Genomic DNA, 16,073 nt, shown 5'->3' with positions numbered 1-16,073 from the left:
GTCGGAGCTCCACCCATGACCGCGCTTGAGCGGGCGATCGCCTCCCCCGAACCTGTCCCCGGGCTGGCGAACCGGTCCCCCATGCACGGGCTCGACCGGCGCAGTGTCGGGTTCGCCGATGTGCTGGCCCAGTCCGTCTCAGCGGTCGCGCCCTCGGCCGCGGCCACGACGATGCCGCTGCTCATCGCGGTCGTCGCCGGCGGGGCATCCGTCTGGTCACTCGCCCTGGCCATGGGTCTGGCTCTCCTGATCGCGACGACGGTGAACACGTTCGCGAAACGGATCGCGGCGACCGGCTCGCTCTACACGTTTGTGGCCAAGACCTTCGGTGCCGGCGCGGCCGTCGTCACCGGGGTCGGGATGCTCATCGGCTACGGCTTCATCTCGATGTTCGCGCTGGCGGGGGCCGGCTACTACCTCGTGATCCTGCTCGGCCGGGTGTCGCCGTTCCTCGCGGGGAGTTCTCTGGTTGCAGCGATCATCGTTGGGCTTCTCTCGGCCGTGGTGATGCTGGTGCTGGCGCGGGGCATCCGTCTGTCGACCCGGGTGACCCTGCTGGTGGAGCTGGTGTCTGTGGTGATCATCCTCGTGCTCGTCGGCACGCTGCTCGTGCAGGTGGGTCCGACGATCGACTGGTCGGCGTTGTCGTTGGGGGGCGCGACGCCGGCCACCCTGTCGGTGGGGGCGGTAGTGGCGTTGACGGCGTTCGTCGGCTTCGAAAGCTCGGCCACTCTCGGGGTGGAGGCGCGGCGACCGTATGCGGCGATTCCGCGGGCGATCGTCTGGACGGTGATCGTGTCTGGCGGACTGTACCTGCTGGCGTCGTTCAGCCAGCTCGTCGGGTTCGCGTCGCTCGGGCGGGACATCCGTGACAGTGGGTCACCGGTGAACGATTTGGCCACGGCGTTCGGGCTGGAATGGATGGGCGTGCTGCTCGATGTGAGCATCGCCGCGTCGTTCCTGGCCTGTGCGATCGCGTCGACGACGGCGCTGGCGCGGGTGCTGTTCACGATGGGCCGCGAGGGTCTGCTGACTGAGGCGTTCGGGCGAGCGCACGCCACCTACCGCACGCCGTTCCATGCGGTGATGGTGTCGGTCCCGGTGATCGCCGTGGTGCCGATCGTCGCTGTATTCATCGGCGACGGGTTGTGGCCGGCGATGGAGGTGCTCATCGTCGTGGCGGCGGCCGGCTACATCACGGCGTACATCCTGGTGTGCGCAGCGGCGCCGGTGTTCCTGAAGCGGATCGGCGAGTTCACGGTGTGGGCGGGGGTGCGAGCCGTCGCGGCGGCGGTGCTGCTGACCGGTGTGCTCGTGGTCTACCTCGTCAGCGAGGCGCTGTCGGCGCGGGCGGTCGGGGTGTGGATGTTCGTGGTCGTGTTGCTCGTCGGGGTGGCGGCGTACCGGCTGCGGTTGCGCCGGCGGCCGTGGCTGCGCGAGACGATCGGCGCGTGGGATGAGCCCAGTGCCGCCGATGTTCTCGGGGGGACGGATGCCGCCCCACGTTGATCGAGTGCGCAGCGAGCGAAGCGAGCCGCGTGTATCGAGATCCCCCGCCGAAACCCCAGACCTCAGAGCCCGCCAACCCAAAGCAATCCACTCCGCCCTAACGGTCCTGGAAGAGGTAGCCCGCTTGGGCGCCGGGGTCACCGCCCAAGAAATCTCCCAAAGCCTCGGCCTCCCCCGCGCAACCACCTACCGCCTGATCAACCTCCTCGTCCAGGACGAATACCTCGTCCGGATGCCGGACCTCACCGGTTTTGCGCTCGGCCGCAAGGTCGTCGAACTCGCACATCTGGTCGCACCGTCCCCGCCGCCGCAGGCGGTGCGGGAGGTGATCGCCGGGCTGCGCTCGCGCATCCGTGGCGGAATCCACCTCGTGCGCTACGAAGGCGAGCGGGTGCTCATCGTCGATGCCGATCCCGACTTCCCGCTGAGCGACGAGTCGAAGATTTCGCGCGACCTGTCCGCGTCGGCGATGGGCCGCCTGCTGCTGGCCGAGCGCGCCGGTGGCGCGTCCCCCTCGGGCTACGCGTCGCAAACCGGCGAGATGACGCCCGGGCAGGGATGCCTCGCGCTACCGATTCGCGCGGCGGACGGCCGCCTCGTGGGCGCCCTTTGTCTTTCAGCGCCAGCTCCGCGGATTGACGCACCGGGCAACCTTCTCCCGCAGCTCGACGAAGCCGCCCGGCAGCTCGCGCCTCTCCTTGCCTAAGAGTGCTCGTTCAGGACTCCGTGCGCATGATACTTCACCCGGAACGAAGAGGTCCGAACAGCCGCCCATTCACCTCGTCAATTTGCACACGCTCGGGGCGACCTGGGAGGTCGTCCAGCTAAGCACTGCAACGTGTATCGGCTGTTTAGCTCGAGGTCGACCTACCTAGTCGCTGGCGATGAGCGCCTCAGCAGCATCAAAGTCCAACGAGGGGTCCCCGTCGAGCTCACCGCAGAGCAACTTCGCACGTGTCAGCGCAACGTAGACAACACAATGCTCGTCTTCCAAATCCTGCATTCCCGATTCCAGGAGCGTTCTCTGTGTCCTCGTCAGCACTACTCCAACCCGATTCCACTCTTGTCCTTTGGCCTGAAACACGGTGAGCCCTGGAATCACCTTCGTCGCGGAGAGCCTGAGCGCGAGCCGGTCAAGTTGGGCGATACATTCGGCTTCCTTTGCGGGTTGAAGTCGGCCCGGCCTCCTGACACCGAATCCCTTTATCGCATTGCGGAGAGCGTCCAGTACATTTGAGCCCGAAGCCCCCGAGAGCAGCTCAGATACAAGAGGCCGCAGCGACTTGTCCTGTGCCGCTAGAAACGGCTCACGGTCGAGCCCTAGCTTCGCGATGGCGCTCTCCCGACCGTGCGATGAAACACCCAAACGCGCTCGGGTGACGACATCCAGCAGCAAGTTCAGTGCGGCGTCCGTGGCGTTCTCAATCGTCCGAAACGACAAGGGCAATATATTCTCTCCCGCTGACCAAAGGGGCCGCCAATTTCGAGAGAGCGCCACATCCACCATTCCGCTCGTTACCCTCGGAATGGTTACCGGAAGACCGCCTCGGAGCGCCTCTGCGAGTGCAGGCATCTGATCGCCGTCGAATCGGAACGAGTGGGTCTGCTCATGCGCGATGAATTTCTCCGTTGTCGCAGCCAGGAGTGTCTCAACCTCATCCGGTGTGGCACCGCGCCATCTATACAGGGCTTGCCACGGATCACCAATCAACGTAACGGAGAGGCCCGCCTGTGCCGCCATATACGTGATATGGAGATCGAGTCGATCGGCGTCATAGACCTCATCGACAATGAGCGCTCGATATAGGGAGGAGAGCCATGTTGATGCGTAGTCTTCCAGCTCGCTGATTCTCATTGCCGATTCAAGAATCGTCCGTACGTCCTCATGACTTGCCACTCCGTTACTCAAGATCGCCGTGTGGGCCGTCTTTTTTCCAACACCGTTTGTAGGAGCAATGACTTTCTCGCCCTCAGACACCACCTCGAGGCGACTGTTTAGTCTGGCGACTCGCCGCCAGTTGTTGGGTGGCGCGAGGTACGTGAAACCACTTAGTCCCCGGTAATCGTCACGCACATCAAGTGTTAGGTGACCACCCGGCCACTTGACGAGGCCTGCCTCGAGCAGCTGCTCGAGCATCTCGACGTGTAAGTGGTCTAGAGTCGTCACCCGATGAGGAAAGCTAACGCAGCTCTCGCCCCAACGGGAGTCGATCCTCTTACGTAGCTCGGAAACGGCAGCTCGATTGAAGCTGAGCCCGAGCACCCCGCGGCGATCTCCGGGCATATACCGCTGATAGCCGAATCGCTCGGCCGCAATGGTGGTCTTTCCGCTGCCCGGCGCCGAGACGATATTCACTAGCCTTTCATCTGCCGCGGCTGCTAGAACTTGCTCGTCTGTGAGCTTTACCATTAGCCGGGCCCGGAGTCCTCGCCGTCCGCTGGAATGGCACTCCCTGCGGGCGCGATGAACAACCAATCGAACAACTCGGCGATGTGGCGCGGAACCGCAACTGCAAGCGGATCTGCGTCCATCAGCAGCGTGAGGGCGAGGGCGAACTCTCCCTTGCTCCCCGGCTTGGCGGCAAACACTGCGTCCACCGTCGACGGTGTGATCTGCTCGGGCTTGATTAGAGAGAGCGCATCGAACGCTCGTTCTACGAGCGCCTCGTTCCCAACAACTAGAGAAGGCTCTAGTGTCGGTCTCGACCAAAAGAATCGCGCCGATGCCACATCGAGCTCGGCGTGCCACTGCGGCGGGCTTGGTTCCGGAAGCGGGTCCCCTCGTCTATCGGTATCGGAGAGGGCTGCGACCCTCGTAACCAGCTCAAAACCAGCTGTAGCAAGAAGACGGATCGGCCACTCTCCGATTTTGTGACCGAGGGGGAGAATAGCAAGGGAATCGATGAACCCAGTCCGCATTTCATCGCCCGACGCCCAAGTGCGACCGAGAACGCGAAGCAAGCTAGCCTCCGTTACTCCCTCCACGAGGAGTACTCGGTCGGCGAACAGAGCCGATGATCGCGTTGCGTCCAGATGCAGGCGAGTCTGTTGAAATAGCCGGTTCTTCTCTGCGAGCGGAAGCGGGATATCCGCCACGCGTCGGCAGACCGTTGCTCCATCACTCCCACGACGAACAACGACGATCTCGTCGGGATCACATGCGGCGGCGAGGTCGGCGGAGTGCGTCGTCACAATAACCTGAATATCGGGCCGCTCTCGAACCAGCCGCCGCAGGTACCTGACAAGCCCGAACTGTAGCTGTGGGTGAAGGTGCGCTTCAGGCTCCTCAATAAGCACAGTTGCGTGAAAAAGCTCTGGATAGAAAGAGTCCGCGTCGGCTTCGGCCGCCTCGGCAGTCGCTGCCAGGCGTTCTCGCGCTTTATCTACTGGATCCCCTGGCTCGTCCGGCACGCTCGCGCTAGGAGCACCAGCCGCGCCGCCCGCTGGCGACTCATCCTCAGTAGACGGAAGCGCCGTGCCAGCGTCCGGTATACCCGCGAGCGTCACGGCGATGTGAAGCAAATTGACATAACCAAGGCTCGACGTTTCGAGCCGCCTGGCTACTCCGCGATCAGGCAGGATTGCCAAGAGCAGCTCGAATACGCGCGCAAGGTACGCGTCGTCGACTGTCTGAGTGCCGACGAACGCGTGGTGTTCGTGCACACCTCCGCTGATCGTCTTGAGATTCTCGGCGATACGATCTTGAACGTTGTTCACAAGCTGATGCGAAGTTAGCGCACTCAGCATTGCTTCCGCCTTGGCACGGAGGGAACTGAGACCGCCGGTCTCGGGATGGCGACGAGCGTCCGCGCGAAGCAACTCCAACAGAATGCGCGCATCCCTGCGCGACAGGTCATCTACCGGGTTACGGAGCGCGGGTAAATGCACGAGACGGATGTTGTCGTATTCAGTCGACGACTCTGTGGGTTTCCCGGCACGCACTTGCCCGAACGAGCGCTCCAGTGGCCTTCCCCACCGTGGTGCTCCGAGGCCTTGGAGCTTCCGAAACTTGCCGAACTCACCCTCCTGCATCTCGTCCGACTCATACTCGTACTCGACGCGCACCGCACGAGGGGGCTCACCCAATGCACTCGCGTCCACCGCCGGCAGTCGGGGGAATCGGCGCGGGTGCGCAAGTGCAATGCCCTCGTTGAGAGTGGTCTTTCCTGATCCGTTCGCCCCGAGGATGAGCGAGAAACGCCCACCGAGCTCACAAGTGACGGGCGAGGTCGATGAGGCGCGGTAGCCCTCAATCTCGACGCGTTTCAGGTACACGATTCTGCTTTCTTTAACTGTTCCCGACCCGTGCCAGCAGGCCAATAATCACGGACTCTCGTTGCCTCCGAAGTTCAGCTCTCGTAGACCTTTACCATCTCCCGGATGGCGGCCGCGTGGTGGTAGATCTCATCGAGGGACTCGATCGGGTGGCGGGTTTCGTTCTTGTCGGCGTCGAAGAGACCCAAGTACTTCTGCTTCTTGCCATTGAAGTGCAGGCGCGCGATCGGCTTGCGGTTGTTGTCGTCTAGAAGAACCGCAAAGTACGACTTCGCATCGCGGTGAACCACCCGGTGCGGACGAACCTCACTGCACGCGATCGCCTTGACGATCTGGTAGCCCTCAAGTTCCTCGAGAGTGGTTTCAAGCTCGGTGTCGCGATCTAGGTCGCCTTCTGCCACCGGTCGGCTAGTGACTGCTTCGGCTGCGGCTGGGCTTTCCGCCAGCGGGAAACTTGACGCCCCCAGGGCTGTCTTCAGCCGATCATTAACCTGGTCGTTGAGGAACTGCTTGGTTGCCTTCGTCACCAAGGTAGTGAATTGCTCCCGCACTCGCTGAGTAAATGCGCCGTCATACACGCGGGTCGTGAAGAAACGGATCCAATCGTCCTCTGGTTCTTTGAACTGAGCGGCAATGGTGCGTTTGATCTGCCCTATGTACTTCAGCTCCCCAGCCGCGGAAATGATCGAGTCGAGATCGAAGACATCCCTCGTGAGCTTGACCAGCTCGGGGAGCAGGGTCTCGTCAATGTCGAGGAGGTCGAGAACGAGGAACGGCTTGTCGTCCATCCGGTTCGGAGCGTCGAGGTCGGTGTAGAACTGGTAGGTCTCGCCGTTCGTGAGTACCGCGATGCGAGCGTTGGTCACCGCGAAGTAGCGGAACAGCTGAGACGCGTGCTCGATCTTCAGGGGCTCAGTCGACTTCTTGCACTCAATGAGCATCTGGACTTCGCCATCACGCATGATCGCGTAGTCGATCTTCTCGCCACGTTTGATGCCGACATCTGCCGTGAACTCCGGCACGACCTCAAGCGGGTTGAAGACGTCATAGCCGAGAATCGTCGAGATGAACGGCATAACGAACGCGTTCTTCGTTGCCTCTTCGGTCTGAATTGCGTCCCGCTGGTTGCGGACCTTCGTCGCCAATGCGGTCAGCAGCTCTGCGAAATCCATGTCACTCCAGGTTGGTGCTCACGAGTCGGCCGTTGCCGCTCGATGTTTAGGAGGTATCGACACCGCGTACGTTCGCCTTTGAATGGCATTCCGTGGCATCGCCTTCCCCCCTCCCCGATGGTTCCATCCATCGGCAGAGTTTTTCTCACCCAATGCGAGGCACATCCACGACCGGCATAGTCGCCGCGCTGCTGAATCACGCGACAGGTCACAGATCACTGACGCCCTGCCACTACCCCTGCGAGCGGAGCGCCGCCTGGAGCGCCTCGATCTGCTGCCCGAGTTGCCTGATTTCCCCGCGGGTCGCGGCCTCCTTCTCGGCGTCATTTTCGCTGACCCGTTCAACAATCCAAGACGCGAGCGTCGCAGTAATCGTTCCGATCAGGGCGATTCCACCAAGCATGAGGAAGACCGCGATTATCCGGCCTTGATCCGTGATGGGTGAGAGATCGCCGTACCCGACCGTCGTCACAGTGACGAACGCCCACCAGAGCGCCTCCGGGAAGGTCGTGATGCTCGCCCCTGGAGTGGGCCTCTCGGCGTCAAGGACCGCGAGCGCAGCGACGAATACAAGAAGTGCCGACGCTCCTGCGACATAGATGACGACCCGGCCTCGGAACGCGGCGCCTGCCGTGCGCTGGAGCACGCTGAGAAGAGTGACGAGACGCAGGAGGCGAAGCGGCCTGAGAATCGGGAGGGCCACGACCAGGAGGTCGAACACGTGGGTTCGGAACCAGTACCAACGCGGCTCAGCAAGAGTCAGATTGACGATGTAGTCGATGAGGAAGATCACCCAGGTGCCGGCAATGATCACTTCAGTGATCAGAGCGGACTCACCTTGAAGATTCCCGATGACCTGCCACGCATATGCGACAAGGAACGCCAACGCGGTGATAGCTAGCGGCCACTCGGCGATCTTCTGCCAGCGCGACTGCTGTGTGACAAGAACGGTTTCGGGGGTAGTCGGCATGTGATCCCATCAGCGGCGAGTGGCGGAAGAAGCAAGTATGCCGTCCCATCGAGCATTCTCGGCACAGCGATCGGATCGTTTCGTGAACTCCGACCTGCGTGCACATAGTCAGAGCTCACCGATCTGCCAAGACAGTTCGCTTCTCGAGACATCTTCGAACGGCCCAAAGGCAGAACTTCATGCTGGACGGTTCACGTGGCCGTTGAGATGGTCTGCGATATGTGAGGTCGTTTATCCCATCAGCGCCGGACTCCGTAATCATCCAATCAAGCAGCGGGAGGTCGCCGTAGGCGGGCCACAGCCGGCGATCCATTCAGCGCGGCACGACGTTGGATGGCTCTGAGGTTCCCGGGTCGCCAACCTTCTCTGGTTCGTGAATCGATTCCCAGCCGAAGTGGTATGCGACTAAGTTGGAACGAGCCGGTGAGGCGGCAGGTGCGGTTCGAAACTCGATATAGAGAAAACTTGGATTGAGAAGCGGTGCCATGAGAGCGAGGAGGCGAAAGGCGCGCCCGATGTGGGCGCGCGAGCGCAGTACTCAGCCCACGGGCACGCACGATCCGTCCTTCAAATCTGCCTCCGTGCACTTCTTGCTTTCCGTTTCGCTTACGGGCAACACAGACCTTGCGCGGTGGGTGCGAAGATTACTGGATGCGGACCTCGCCGTTTCTGCCGCTTGGCCGTCGGAGACCGCCATTCGAGTGTCGTACCGGCTACGCAAAGAAGCCCGACGGCTGCGTAAGTTACGGGCAATGGCGACTCTGCACCAGCAGGCGAATGAAACCGGTTCTTGGAAGCGTGCCACCGTCTTTGCGTTGCGGTTCCCACGATTCGGCCTTCCGCTCCTTCGAGCCAAATGGTTCTCGACGGTGGTTGCTCCACGGCTACGAGAGTTCACACGGGCACCGTCGGAACGCCGGCTCATCGTTCTTGTTTTCCTAGCTCCCCTATTTTCCATCCGGCACGTCCTACCGCACGTGCGCATAAGCGGAAAAAAGAACGCCGTAGCGCCGCCCGCCGTAGAGGAGGGTGACAATGACCAAGTGCTCGAGGCACCGACGAGCGTCGACGAGCGATCAGACGTGTTTGAGATCCTTGCAGATGCGGAGCGCAATTATCTGGATCGGCAGGTAGTCTCTGCCGGTATTCGTCTAAGCGATGCTTCCATGTTCGGAGGTCTTGATCGGGACGCCGACGGATTTGTTCGACTCATGTTGAGGGAGAGCTACCACGACTTCGTCCTTCCAGGGTCCGACGAAAGGCACCATGTTGTCTTTGAACCGCGACTGCTCTTACATGAATCTGGCGTGCTGCAGCTCGACCTAGTGCTGAGCGCGGAAACAGACCTCGACGTACGGCAAACGCTAGGAATGATGTGGGGACCCCAGCCTGTGTTCGTCAGATCGGAGATGTCGACGCCGTTGCTCGAAGGAACCGAGTGGGAGGCGCCCGCCGATTATTCAAGCGGGACCGTGGACGCCGGACATCCTCTTGGAGTAATCGAACACTCCACTCCTGTCTCAATGAGCGATCTGCTTCGTATACATCTCGAGGCAATCCTCCATCTCATAAAGCGCTCCTACCGACATTGGCTGATCTATCCCGTATCTATGCTCGACGCTCAGGGCTGTTGTGCGCCGAATGAGTGGAGGCGCAATCACCGAGATGATCTGATCCGCCTTGCTATCCGTGGTTCGGTGAATCGCGAGGTTGGCGATCATGTCCCCGTGCCGCAGGATCTTTCGATGGGCGGTGACCACTCGCTCTTCGCCAGCCTGGGCTCAGCTGTCTACCTGCAGTGGAGCGGCACTGTGCCGCGCGGCATGGCGGAGTTGAATACGGCCCTCGTATTCGAGTACGCGCTACTTCAATACATGCGAATCCACTCGTTAGAGGAGCAGGTAGCGAAGATAAGTCTCGGCGAGCGGAGGTTGCGCAATCGCTACCGCGCTGCGGTGCGGTTGTTCTCGGAACTAGGACACCGCGATCTACGCGCGGGCGAGGCACGGGATATCGTTCGGCATCTGCACCGGGAGCTCGGAGTTCCATCGATACGGAAGACAGTCGAGACCGCGCTGAATTTATCCGCGTCGGCATACGCGACGTTGAGCGCGGAGCGCGCGGCGCGACGGGCGTGGTGGGTTACTTTGGCCGCCACCGTGATCGCGCTAATCGTCGCGGTACCTTCACTGCAGGCCCTGCTCGAGTCGGTTCCGACCCCGCAGCTCGGCGAGCCATGGCTATTGAGCCCTCTCCGCTGGATCGCAAATCAGGGGTTCTGGGGTCCCTGGATCACTATGCTGGTCGCGTTCGCTTCAGTTGTGGCACTCTGGATGATCGGCGCGATGTGGCGGTGGCGACTTCGACGTCTACCGTCGTTCCGCCGCGGCTACAAGTGGCCGACGGTTTTCGAGGCGAGTCCCAGCGACTACTCACCGTCATCGTCCGGCCCTCAGGTCACCGCGCTGAGAGCGGACCTCTCCGGCGGCGCCCACCCGAACGGCAAACCCTCGCGGAATGATCTGAGTGCCCGCGATTCGACCGAGCGAGACGTAGGCAACGCATTCCATGACTGACCAAAAGACTAGCTTGACTCCACAGCGAGTCTAGGTGCTCCAACGCACTCACGAGTAGCGGAAGAGCCCCCTGGGTGGATGCGATCCGCGGCGATCCATCACCTCACACTGGCCGCCCCAGCGTTGCAATTTTGGGTCTACCAGGAGCAGGCTGCAGGCTCGTCTGTTGGAATTCCGAGGAGCAGACGTTAGACGGCGGTGCGCAGTTGAACAGCTTTCTGACATGAATCAAACCCTCTTCCCCCTGCCTCTCGTTCTATTTATGGCCCTAACTTTGGCCATGATTTGAGCGTCGCTCTTGTCGTACAGTGAACGAACGCAACATCTACAAAACTGTCTATCCGCGGATCCTTCATCCATGGTGCTGATTCGCAACGGCCTGTGTTCATCGTATATAAGGAGCGACGCGCCGTCGGAATAGGATTCGATCTTCGCCCGTTTGCCATGGATGATGCGTTCGCATCGATCCCGATCTGAACGGAACCCGGAATGTCACACCTCGAACTCGGACTTGACACCTTCGGCGACGTCACCGTCGACAACGGCGGCGAGCGTCAGAGCGACGCGCAGGTCATCCGCAACGTGATTGCCCAGGGTGTACTCGCAGACCAGGTCGGCATCGACTTCATCGGACTCGGCGAACACCACCGCGACGACTACGCCATCTCCTCTCCCGACATGGTGCTCGCCGCGATCGCCGGCCAAACCGAACGCATCCGCCTCGGCACCGCCGTCACCGTCCTTTCAAGCGACGACCCGATCCGCGTTTTCCAGCGCTTCTCCACCCTGGATGCTGCCAGCAACGGCCGCGCCGAAGTCATCCTCGGCCGCGGCTCGTTCACCGAGTCGTTCCCGCTGTTCGGCTTCGACCTCGCCGACTACGAGACTCTCTTCAACGAGAAACTCGACCTCTTCGTGGAGTTGCTCAAGGAGAAGCCGATCACCTGGTCCGGTAGCTACCGGGCCCCGCTGACGAACCAGGATGTCTTCCCGAAGACCGAGGCCGGCCGGCTCACCTCGTGGATCGGCGTCGGCGGATCGCCGGAGTCCGTCGTGCGGTCGGTGCGCACGGGCATCCCGATGATGCTCGCGATCATCGGCGGGGATCCGGGACGGTTCCTGCCGTACGTCGAACTGTACGGGCGGGCATCGGAGCAGCTGGGACTGCCGCGGATGCCGCTCGGCGTGCACTCCCCCGGACACATCGCCGCCACCGACGCGGAAGCTCGCGAGCAGCTGTGGCCGCACTTCAAGAAGAACCGCAACCGGATCGGTGCCGAGCGGGGCTGGCCGCCGGTGACCGAGGCGGAGTATGTGAACGAGATCGAGCACGGCTCGCTCTATGCCGGTTCGCCGGAGACGGTCGCGCGGAAGATCGCGGCGACGGTGCAGACGCTGGGGCCGGACCGGTTCGACCTCAAATACTCGAACGGCCCGATGCCGCATGATCAGCTGATGACGAGCATCGAGCTTTATGGCACGCAGGTGATCCCGATGGTGCGGGAGATGCTCGCGTAGCCGTTGGGGGCGCCACCGGACAGACAAAACAACTGCGTTGGGTGGGAGTCCTCACGGCCAGCAGCCTAGTGATGAATGCCCAGTGTAGACATCCCAGGCACCTCTGTGCCCGTGAGCCACTGTGATCGCTGAAGAGCCTCAGAATCCGACATGCAGCAGATGTAGTCGACGATCGCTCGGTAGTGCTTGGCGTCCAGCTTTTTCAGCTTCTTGTCCTTTGACGGAGATTCGGCGCCGAGGCTTTCCAAGATTTCCACCAGCGCCCCAGGCAGTGGCGCCCAACTTTCGACTGAAAACATCCATTTTTCGAGGCCGCAAAAGAGATTCTCTATGACTTGAGCCTGTGCCCTCTGCATGCTCCCCATCTTCGGTGTTGAAACCAAATACTCCTTCGTCACCGTCTTTAAGACCTGCATGTCGTGCCATGCGTCACTCGAGAGGCGAACCACATGCCCCGACTCAGAGTTTCCGATCTCGACTGCGCTGAAGTACTCAGCCACTTTCTTGCTCAAGGCCCCTTTGAGCTGAAGTCGATACATGCTCTCAGTCGGGGCCGCTTGAGGGTCAGAGAGCAGGCTGAACATGTTTGTCATTCGCACCAACGCCTCCCCGAAGGCGGAGGCCTCGAACAGTTCATCTCGACCGATCTTCGACGCAGCGCGAATAAAGGCGTTATTTGGCTCGGGATTGAGATCATCCAATAGGGCTCCGGCCGCTTGGGCTGCGGCAGTCATCGCCTTATTGACATCGATAATCCCCTGCTCAAAAAAGTCCTCTAAATCGTGGATGGAGTACGCAATGTCATCTGCAAGGTCCATGACGGAAGCTTCGAGACTTTGAAAGGGCCTCGACCGGCCACGAGAATCAGTCCACTTTTTCTTCTGTGACGCCGCTCTTAGAGCCCGGCGCATGTCTTCTCTCTCGGTCGAATACGCGCTGAACTTCTGCTGTTCATTTTCGCCGCGAGTGTCCCTCAACCACGGATACTTCAGGATCGCAGCCAAGGTCACGTTCGTTAGGTCGAGGCCGGCGATCGTACCTTTGTGCCATTCGAGCTTCGTAACGATGCGAAACGATTGCGCATTTCCTTCAAAGCCTTCTGCGACGTGACGGTCGAGCAAGAGCCTGTCAAGCTCCTGTTCACCAGCGTGCCCGAATGGTGGATGACCAAGATCGTGGGCCAACCCCGCCGTTTCGCAAGCAGTAACGTCTAGCCCGCCCACCTTTTTGATGAAATCGGCGGTGGCGGCATCAGTTGCGGCTTTTCGCACAATGTTCTCTGCAAGCTCGCGGGCAACCATCGCGACTTTGTATGAATGCGACGCCCTCGTGTGCAAACGAGACGACGTTAGGTCCGGAGACACTACTTGAGTCACGCCGGCAAGCCTTCTTAGGAACGGTGAATAGCCAAGGCGCGCACGGTCTTTCTCAGTCTCGGTTCGACTGTCGCCAAGAGTCGTCGTTTTTGTCCTTGCCTTCGGCTTCGAACCGCGCAGATAGCGTGCGACTTTCCGACTGGGATCTACCAGCGAACCATCCGGCAGGACTTCAAGACCATTCGACAGTAGACGCGCTGTCCCCGACAACTATCGAGCCGACGCTAGAGCCGCGTTTGTCTTCATAACCTTGGCGTCACGATAGTCGATGTCCACTAGCTCTTCGGCGTCCGCAAAACTCAATGCATACTTCATCTGCGCGGGAGTGACGCGGCAAGTCCGCGCAGACTCCTCGAGAAGGTCGACGATAGAAATCGGTTCCGATGCATCGTTGACGATCTTCACAATGGCATCGGCAAACGTCACAAGCCGAGTCCTCTGGCTATCGAATCCGGCGTTGTATGTGGACTTCAATTTTTCTCCCCACAGCCTGTATTTCGGACGATGCCTCATCGAGAGAGAGAGACTATCGATCGAATTCACTCGTTGACCTATGTAAGTCAATATATAGCCCCCCACCGTCATTCTCGACGGGTATCCGCATGTTTTCAAAGATCGAAGTGACGTTGTCGGGCGCTCAGCGACATCAAGGCCACATTCGACGATTGTGGATCGAGTAGCGGGAGGAAAGACGATGCACCCGGCTGACTCTGACGAAGAACTACGAACGTTGTTGGCCGATGTACCGCGGCACGTCTTACCTCTCGAGGGCCCGACCCGCCGCCCCAAACTGGTGCTGCCGCCCGCCCACCAGCGCTGCCACTCTGGAACGTGTGAGTGATCCCCGGCAGTACTCCTACCCCCAGCAGCAAGTCATCTACCAGTCGGTCGTGAGGCCACCATCGAACGGCATGGCGGTCACCGCGCTGGTGCTCGGCATCGTCGCGATCGTCTTCGGAATCTGGATCCCGATCCCAATCTTCGGCCTGTTCATGATGTTCGTCGCGTTCCTGCCCGCCGTGCTCGCCATCGTGTTCGGACACGTCGGTCTCAACAACTACCGCCGCAACGGTGTCGGACGCGGCGGCGCACTCACCGGACTCATCCTCGGCTACCTCGTAATCGCCCTCTCCGTCGGCACGACCGCCCTGTGGTTCATCGCCATGGCTGGGTCATCCAGCTCGACCACCGTCGTCGGCGCCTGAGCCGAATGGCCAAGGCATCCCGCGACCGCGTCGCCGTCTACATCGATTTCGACAACATCGTCATCTCCCGTTACAACCAGCTGCACGGCAACGGACAATTCGCAAAGGACCGCGTCCGCAACCTCTTCACCAACAACAGCAAGGCCGACCCGGCCATCGTGGCCCGCATCCGCGAAGCAACCGTCGACGTCGGCGCCATCCTCGACTACGCCTCCTCGTTCGGCACGATCGTGATCAGCCGCGCGTACGCCGACTGGTCTGCGAACATCAACGCCGGCTACCAGCGCCAACTGATCAGCCGCGCCGTCGACCTGACCCAGCTGTTCCCCACCGTCTCCTCGCTGAAGAACGGCGCGGACATCCGCCTCGCCGTCGACGTGATCGAAGACAGCTTCCGCCTCAAGGGCCTCACCCACGTCGTCATCGTCGCCGGCGACTCCGACTACATCCCGCTCGCCCAGCGCTGCAAACGCCTCGACCGCTACGTCATCGGCATCGGCGTCTCCGGTGCGACCAGCAGTTCGCTCGCCGCCTCCTGCGACGAATACGCCGACTACGACACGTTGCCCGGTATCGAGATCATCCCGACCGATGCCGTTCCCGAGACGACAACGAATTCTCCCGCTCCCATTCCCCAGGACTCGTCGCCAGATCCAGCTGTCACACCGGAGGTATCCTTTGGCCCGGCCCGGAATCTGCAGAAGGAAGCCACCCGGCTGCTCAAGCGGGCGATGGAGCTGCTGGCGAAGAATGACCTCGAGTGGCAGCATGCGTCGACGGTCAAGAACCAGATGAAGCGCATGGACCCGTCATTTCAGGAACGGCCACTCAACTACAGTCAGTTCTCCGACTTCCTCAAGTCGCGGCAGTCGATCATAGAGATCGACAAGAGCAAGCCGACACCGCTGCGGCTGAAGCTCAAGGCCTGAGATCTGGCAGAGCCCAGTCTCGATACGCTCCTTCGTCGCTACTCGACCAGCGGGGCGCTCATCGACCGGACTTGCGATACGCCTTGCGACCGGGTTTGCGAGATGCCTTCGACCCGAGCATCCGCCGAGCGTGCTCATATTGCTCGCGCTCCGCGTCCGCCAGGGCGGTGAAGGCGGCCGCGGCATCCGGGTTGGCCGGGGGACCCGACGAGTGGAACCGGTTCCTCCTCGATCCCTCTTCATAGGATTTGAATTCGACCGAGAAAGCGTCCCCGAGTTCACCGGCGAGGAGCTGGGCCAGGCGGCGGCCCTCCTCAATGAAGTGGCGGTGCCCATCATCCGCCCGCCATTCGAAGTCCTCGGTGAGGGCGTCGTTGAAGAACTCCTCCCACGCCTCGAGGTCACGAATGAGCTCCGCACTCAGGTGCGTCCGCTCATACGGGACCGGATAGATGAACCACAGCACCGTGTCGGCGTAGTCCGCCTCCAACCGCACGACGGAGGTGGCGTACTCGCCCAAGGGGTGCATCCCCCGACCATACC

13 protein-coding genes are annotated in these 16,073 nt (G+C 61.2%); 6 read left to right on the top strand and 7 right to left on the bottom strand.

Annotated features, from left to right (window positions below; all coding sequences use genetic code 11):
* The first annotated feature begins 15 nt into the window (after window positions 1-15).
* Together AC1M2K_RS07280 and AC1M2K_RS07275 are read left to right on the top strand one after the other, a co-directional pair.
* The gene (locus AC1M2K_RS07280; protein WP_480240440.1) at window positions 16-1,509 is read left to right on the top strand and encodes an APC family permease; all 1,494 of its coding nucleotides are present in this window, start codon (window positions 16-18) and stop codon (window positions 1,507-1,509) included.
* Window positions 1,475-2,215: an IclR family transcriptional regulator gene (locus AC1M2K_RS07275; RefSeq protein WP_480240818.1), complete on the top strand. Its 741-nt coding sequence runs from the start codon at window positions 1,475-1,477 to the stop codon at window positions 2,213-2,215. The genes AC1M2K_RS07280 and AC1M2K_RS07275 overlap by 35 nt, the downstream gene beginning before the upstream one ends.
* 165 nt (window positions 2,216-2,380) lie before the next feature.
* On the opposite strand, the gene AC1M2K_RS07270 is transcribed toward AC1M2K_RS07275, so the two are convergent.
* From AC1M2K_RS07270 to AC1M2K_RS07255, 4 genes are all read right to left on the bottom strand, one after another.
* The gene (locus tag AC1M2K_RS07270) at window positions 2,381-3,919 is read right to left on the bottom strand and encodes a UvrD-helicase domain-containing protein (protein WP_480240439.1); all 1,539 of its coding nucleotides are present in this window, start codon (window positions 3,917-3,919) and stop codon (window positions 2,381-2,383) included.
* Window positions 3,919-5,784 carry an ATP-dependent nuclease gene (locus tag AC1M2K_RS07265; protein ID WP_480240438.1) on the bottom strand — a complete coding sequence of 622 codons (1,866 nt, stop codon included), beginning with the start codon at window positions 5,782-5,784 and terminating at the stop codon, window positions 3,919-3,921. Before AC1M2K_RS07265 ends, AC1M2K_RS07270 begins: the two co-directional genes overlap by 1 nt.
* Window positions 5,785-5,858: 74 nt before the next feature.
* Window positions 5,859-6,956, bottom strand: a complete 1,098-nt coding sequence (locus AC1M2K_RS07260; RefSeq protein ID WP_480240437.1) for a type I restriction endonuclease — start codon at window positions 6,954-6,956, stop codon at window positions 5,859-5,861.
* Between the two features lie 232 nt (window positions 6,957-7,188).
* Entirely contained in the window at window positions 7,189-7,926 is a 738-nt protein-coding gene (locus AC1M2K_RS07255) for a potassium channel family protein (protein WP_480240436.1), read from the bottom strand.
* Window positions 7,927-8,678: 752 nt separating this feature from the next.
* On the opposite strand from AC1M2K_RS07255, the gene AC1M2K_RS07250 reads away from it, so the two are divergent.
* Together AC1M2K_RS07250 and AC1M2K_RS07245 are read left to right on the top strand one after the other, a co-directional pair.
* Window positions 8,679-10,502, top strand: a complete 1,824-nt coding sequence (locus AC1M2K_RS07250; protein WP_480240435.1) for a hypothetical protein — start codon at window positions 8,679-8,681, stop codon at window positions 10,500-10,502.
* 489 nt (window positions 10,503-10,991) lie between these two features.
* A complete protein-coding gene (locus AC1M2K_RS07245) occupies window positions 10,992-12,020 on the top strand; it encodes an LLM class flavin-dependent oxidoreductase (RefSeq protein ID WP_480240434.1) in 1,029 nt (342 codons plus the stop codon).
* A 65-nt stretch (window positions 12,021-12,085) separates the two neighbouring features.
* Here the strand turns inward: AC1M2K_RS07245 and AC1M2K_RS07240 are convergent, their stop codons facing one another.
* Together AC1M2K_RS07240 and AC1M2K_RS07235 are read right to left on the bottom strand one after the other, a co-directional pair.
* Entirely contained in the window at window positions 12,086-13,606 is a 1,521-nt protein-coding gene (locus AC1M2K_RS07240; protein WP_480240433.1) for a deoxyguanosinetriphosphate triphosphohydrolase family protein, read from the bottom strand.
* A complete protein-coding gene (locus tag AC1M2K_RS07235) occupies window positions 13,607-13,939 on the bottom strand; it encodes a hypothetical protein (protein ID WP_480240432.1) in 333 nt (110 codons plus the stop codon). It abuts the gene before it with no gap.
* Window positions 13,940-14,229: 290 nt separating this feature from the next.
* Between AC1M2K_RS07235 and AC1M2K_RS07230 the strand changes: the two genes are divergently transcribed.
* Together AC1M2K_RS07230 and AC1M2K_RS07225 are read left to right on the top strand one after the other, a co-directional pair.
* The gene (locus AC1M2K_RS07230; protein WP_480240431.1) at window positions 14,230-14,601 is read left to right on the top strand and encodes a DUF4190 domain-containing protein; all 372 of its coding nucleotides are present in this window, start codon (window positions 14,230-14,232) and stop codon (window positions 14,599-14,601) included.
* A gap of 5 nt (window positions 14,602-14,606) precedes the next feature.
* On the top strand, window positions 14,607-15,530 hold the full coding sequence (locus AC1M2K_RS07225; RefSeq protein WP_480240430.1) for an NYN domain-containing protein: 924 nt from the start codon (window positions 14,607-14,609) through the stop codon (window positions 15,528-15,530).
* A 58-nt stretch (window positions 15,531-15,588) separates the two neighbouring features.
* Here AC1M2K_RS07225 and AC1M2K_RS07220 read toward each other — a convergent pair whose 3' ends face one another.
* Window positions 15,589-16,059 (bottom strand): hypothetical protein, encoded by a 471-nt coding sequence (locus AC1M2K_RS07220; RefSeq protein ID WP_480240429.1) that lies wholly within the window; start codon window positions 16,057-16,059, stop codon window positions 15,589-15,591.
* Window positions 16,060-16,073 lie beyond the last annotated feature (14 nt).

It is taken from the genome of Mycetocola sp. Y171, assembly GCF_056713165.1.
The sequence above is the reverse complement of the archived record's forward strand: the minus strand, read 5'-3'. Positions and strand labels throughout refer to the sequence as shown.

Bases quoted from the DNA above. Each gene is read 5' to 3' on its own strand.
- AC1M2K_RS07270 (WP_480240439.1), bottom strand. From the start codon at position 3,919: ATGGTAAAGCTCACAGACGAGCAAGTTCTAGCAGCCGCGGCAGATGAA.
- AC1M2K_RS07260 (WP_480240437.1), bottom strand. From the start codon at position 6,956: ATGGATTTCGCAGAGCTGCTGACCGCATTGGCGACGAAGGTCCGCAAC.
- AC1M2K_RS07245 (WP_480240434.1), top strand. From the start codon at position 10,992: ATGTCACACCTCGAACTCGGACTTGACACCTTCGGCGACGTCACCGTC.
- AC1M2K_RS07225 (WP_480240430.1), top strand. From the start codon at position 14,607: ATGGCCAAGGCATCCCGCGACCGCGTCGCCGTCTACATCGATTTCGAC.
- AC1M2K_RS07255 (WP_480240436.1), bottom strand. From the start codon at position 7,926: ATGCCGACTACCCCCGAAACCGTTCTTGTCACACAGCAGTCGCGCTGG.
- AC1M2K_RS07280 (WP_480240440.1), top strand. From the start codon at position 16: ATGACCGCGCTTGAGCGGGCGATCGCCTCCCCCGAACCTGTCCCCGGG.
- AC1M2K_RS07275 (WP_480240818.1), top strand. From the start codon at position 1,475: ATGTTCTCGGGGGGACGGATGCCGCCCCACGTTGATCGAGTGCGCAGC.
- AC1M2K_RS07250 (WP_480240435.1), top strand. From the start codon at position 8,679: ATGGCGACTCTGCACCAGCAGGCGAATGAAACCGGTTCTTGGAAGCGT.
- AC1M2K_RS07220 (WP_480240429.1), bottom strand. From the start codon at position 16,059: ATGCACCCCTTGGGCGAGTACGCCACCTCCGTCGTGCGGTTGGAGGCG.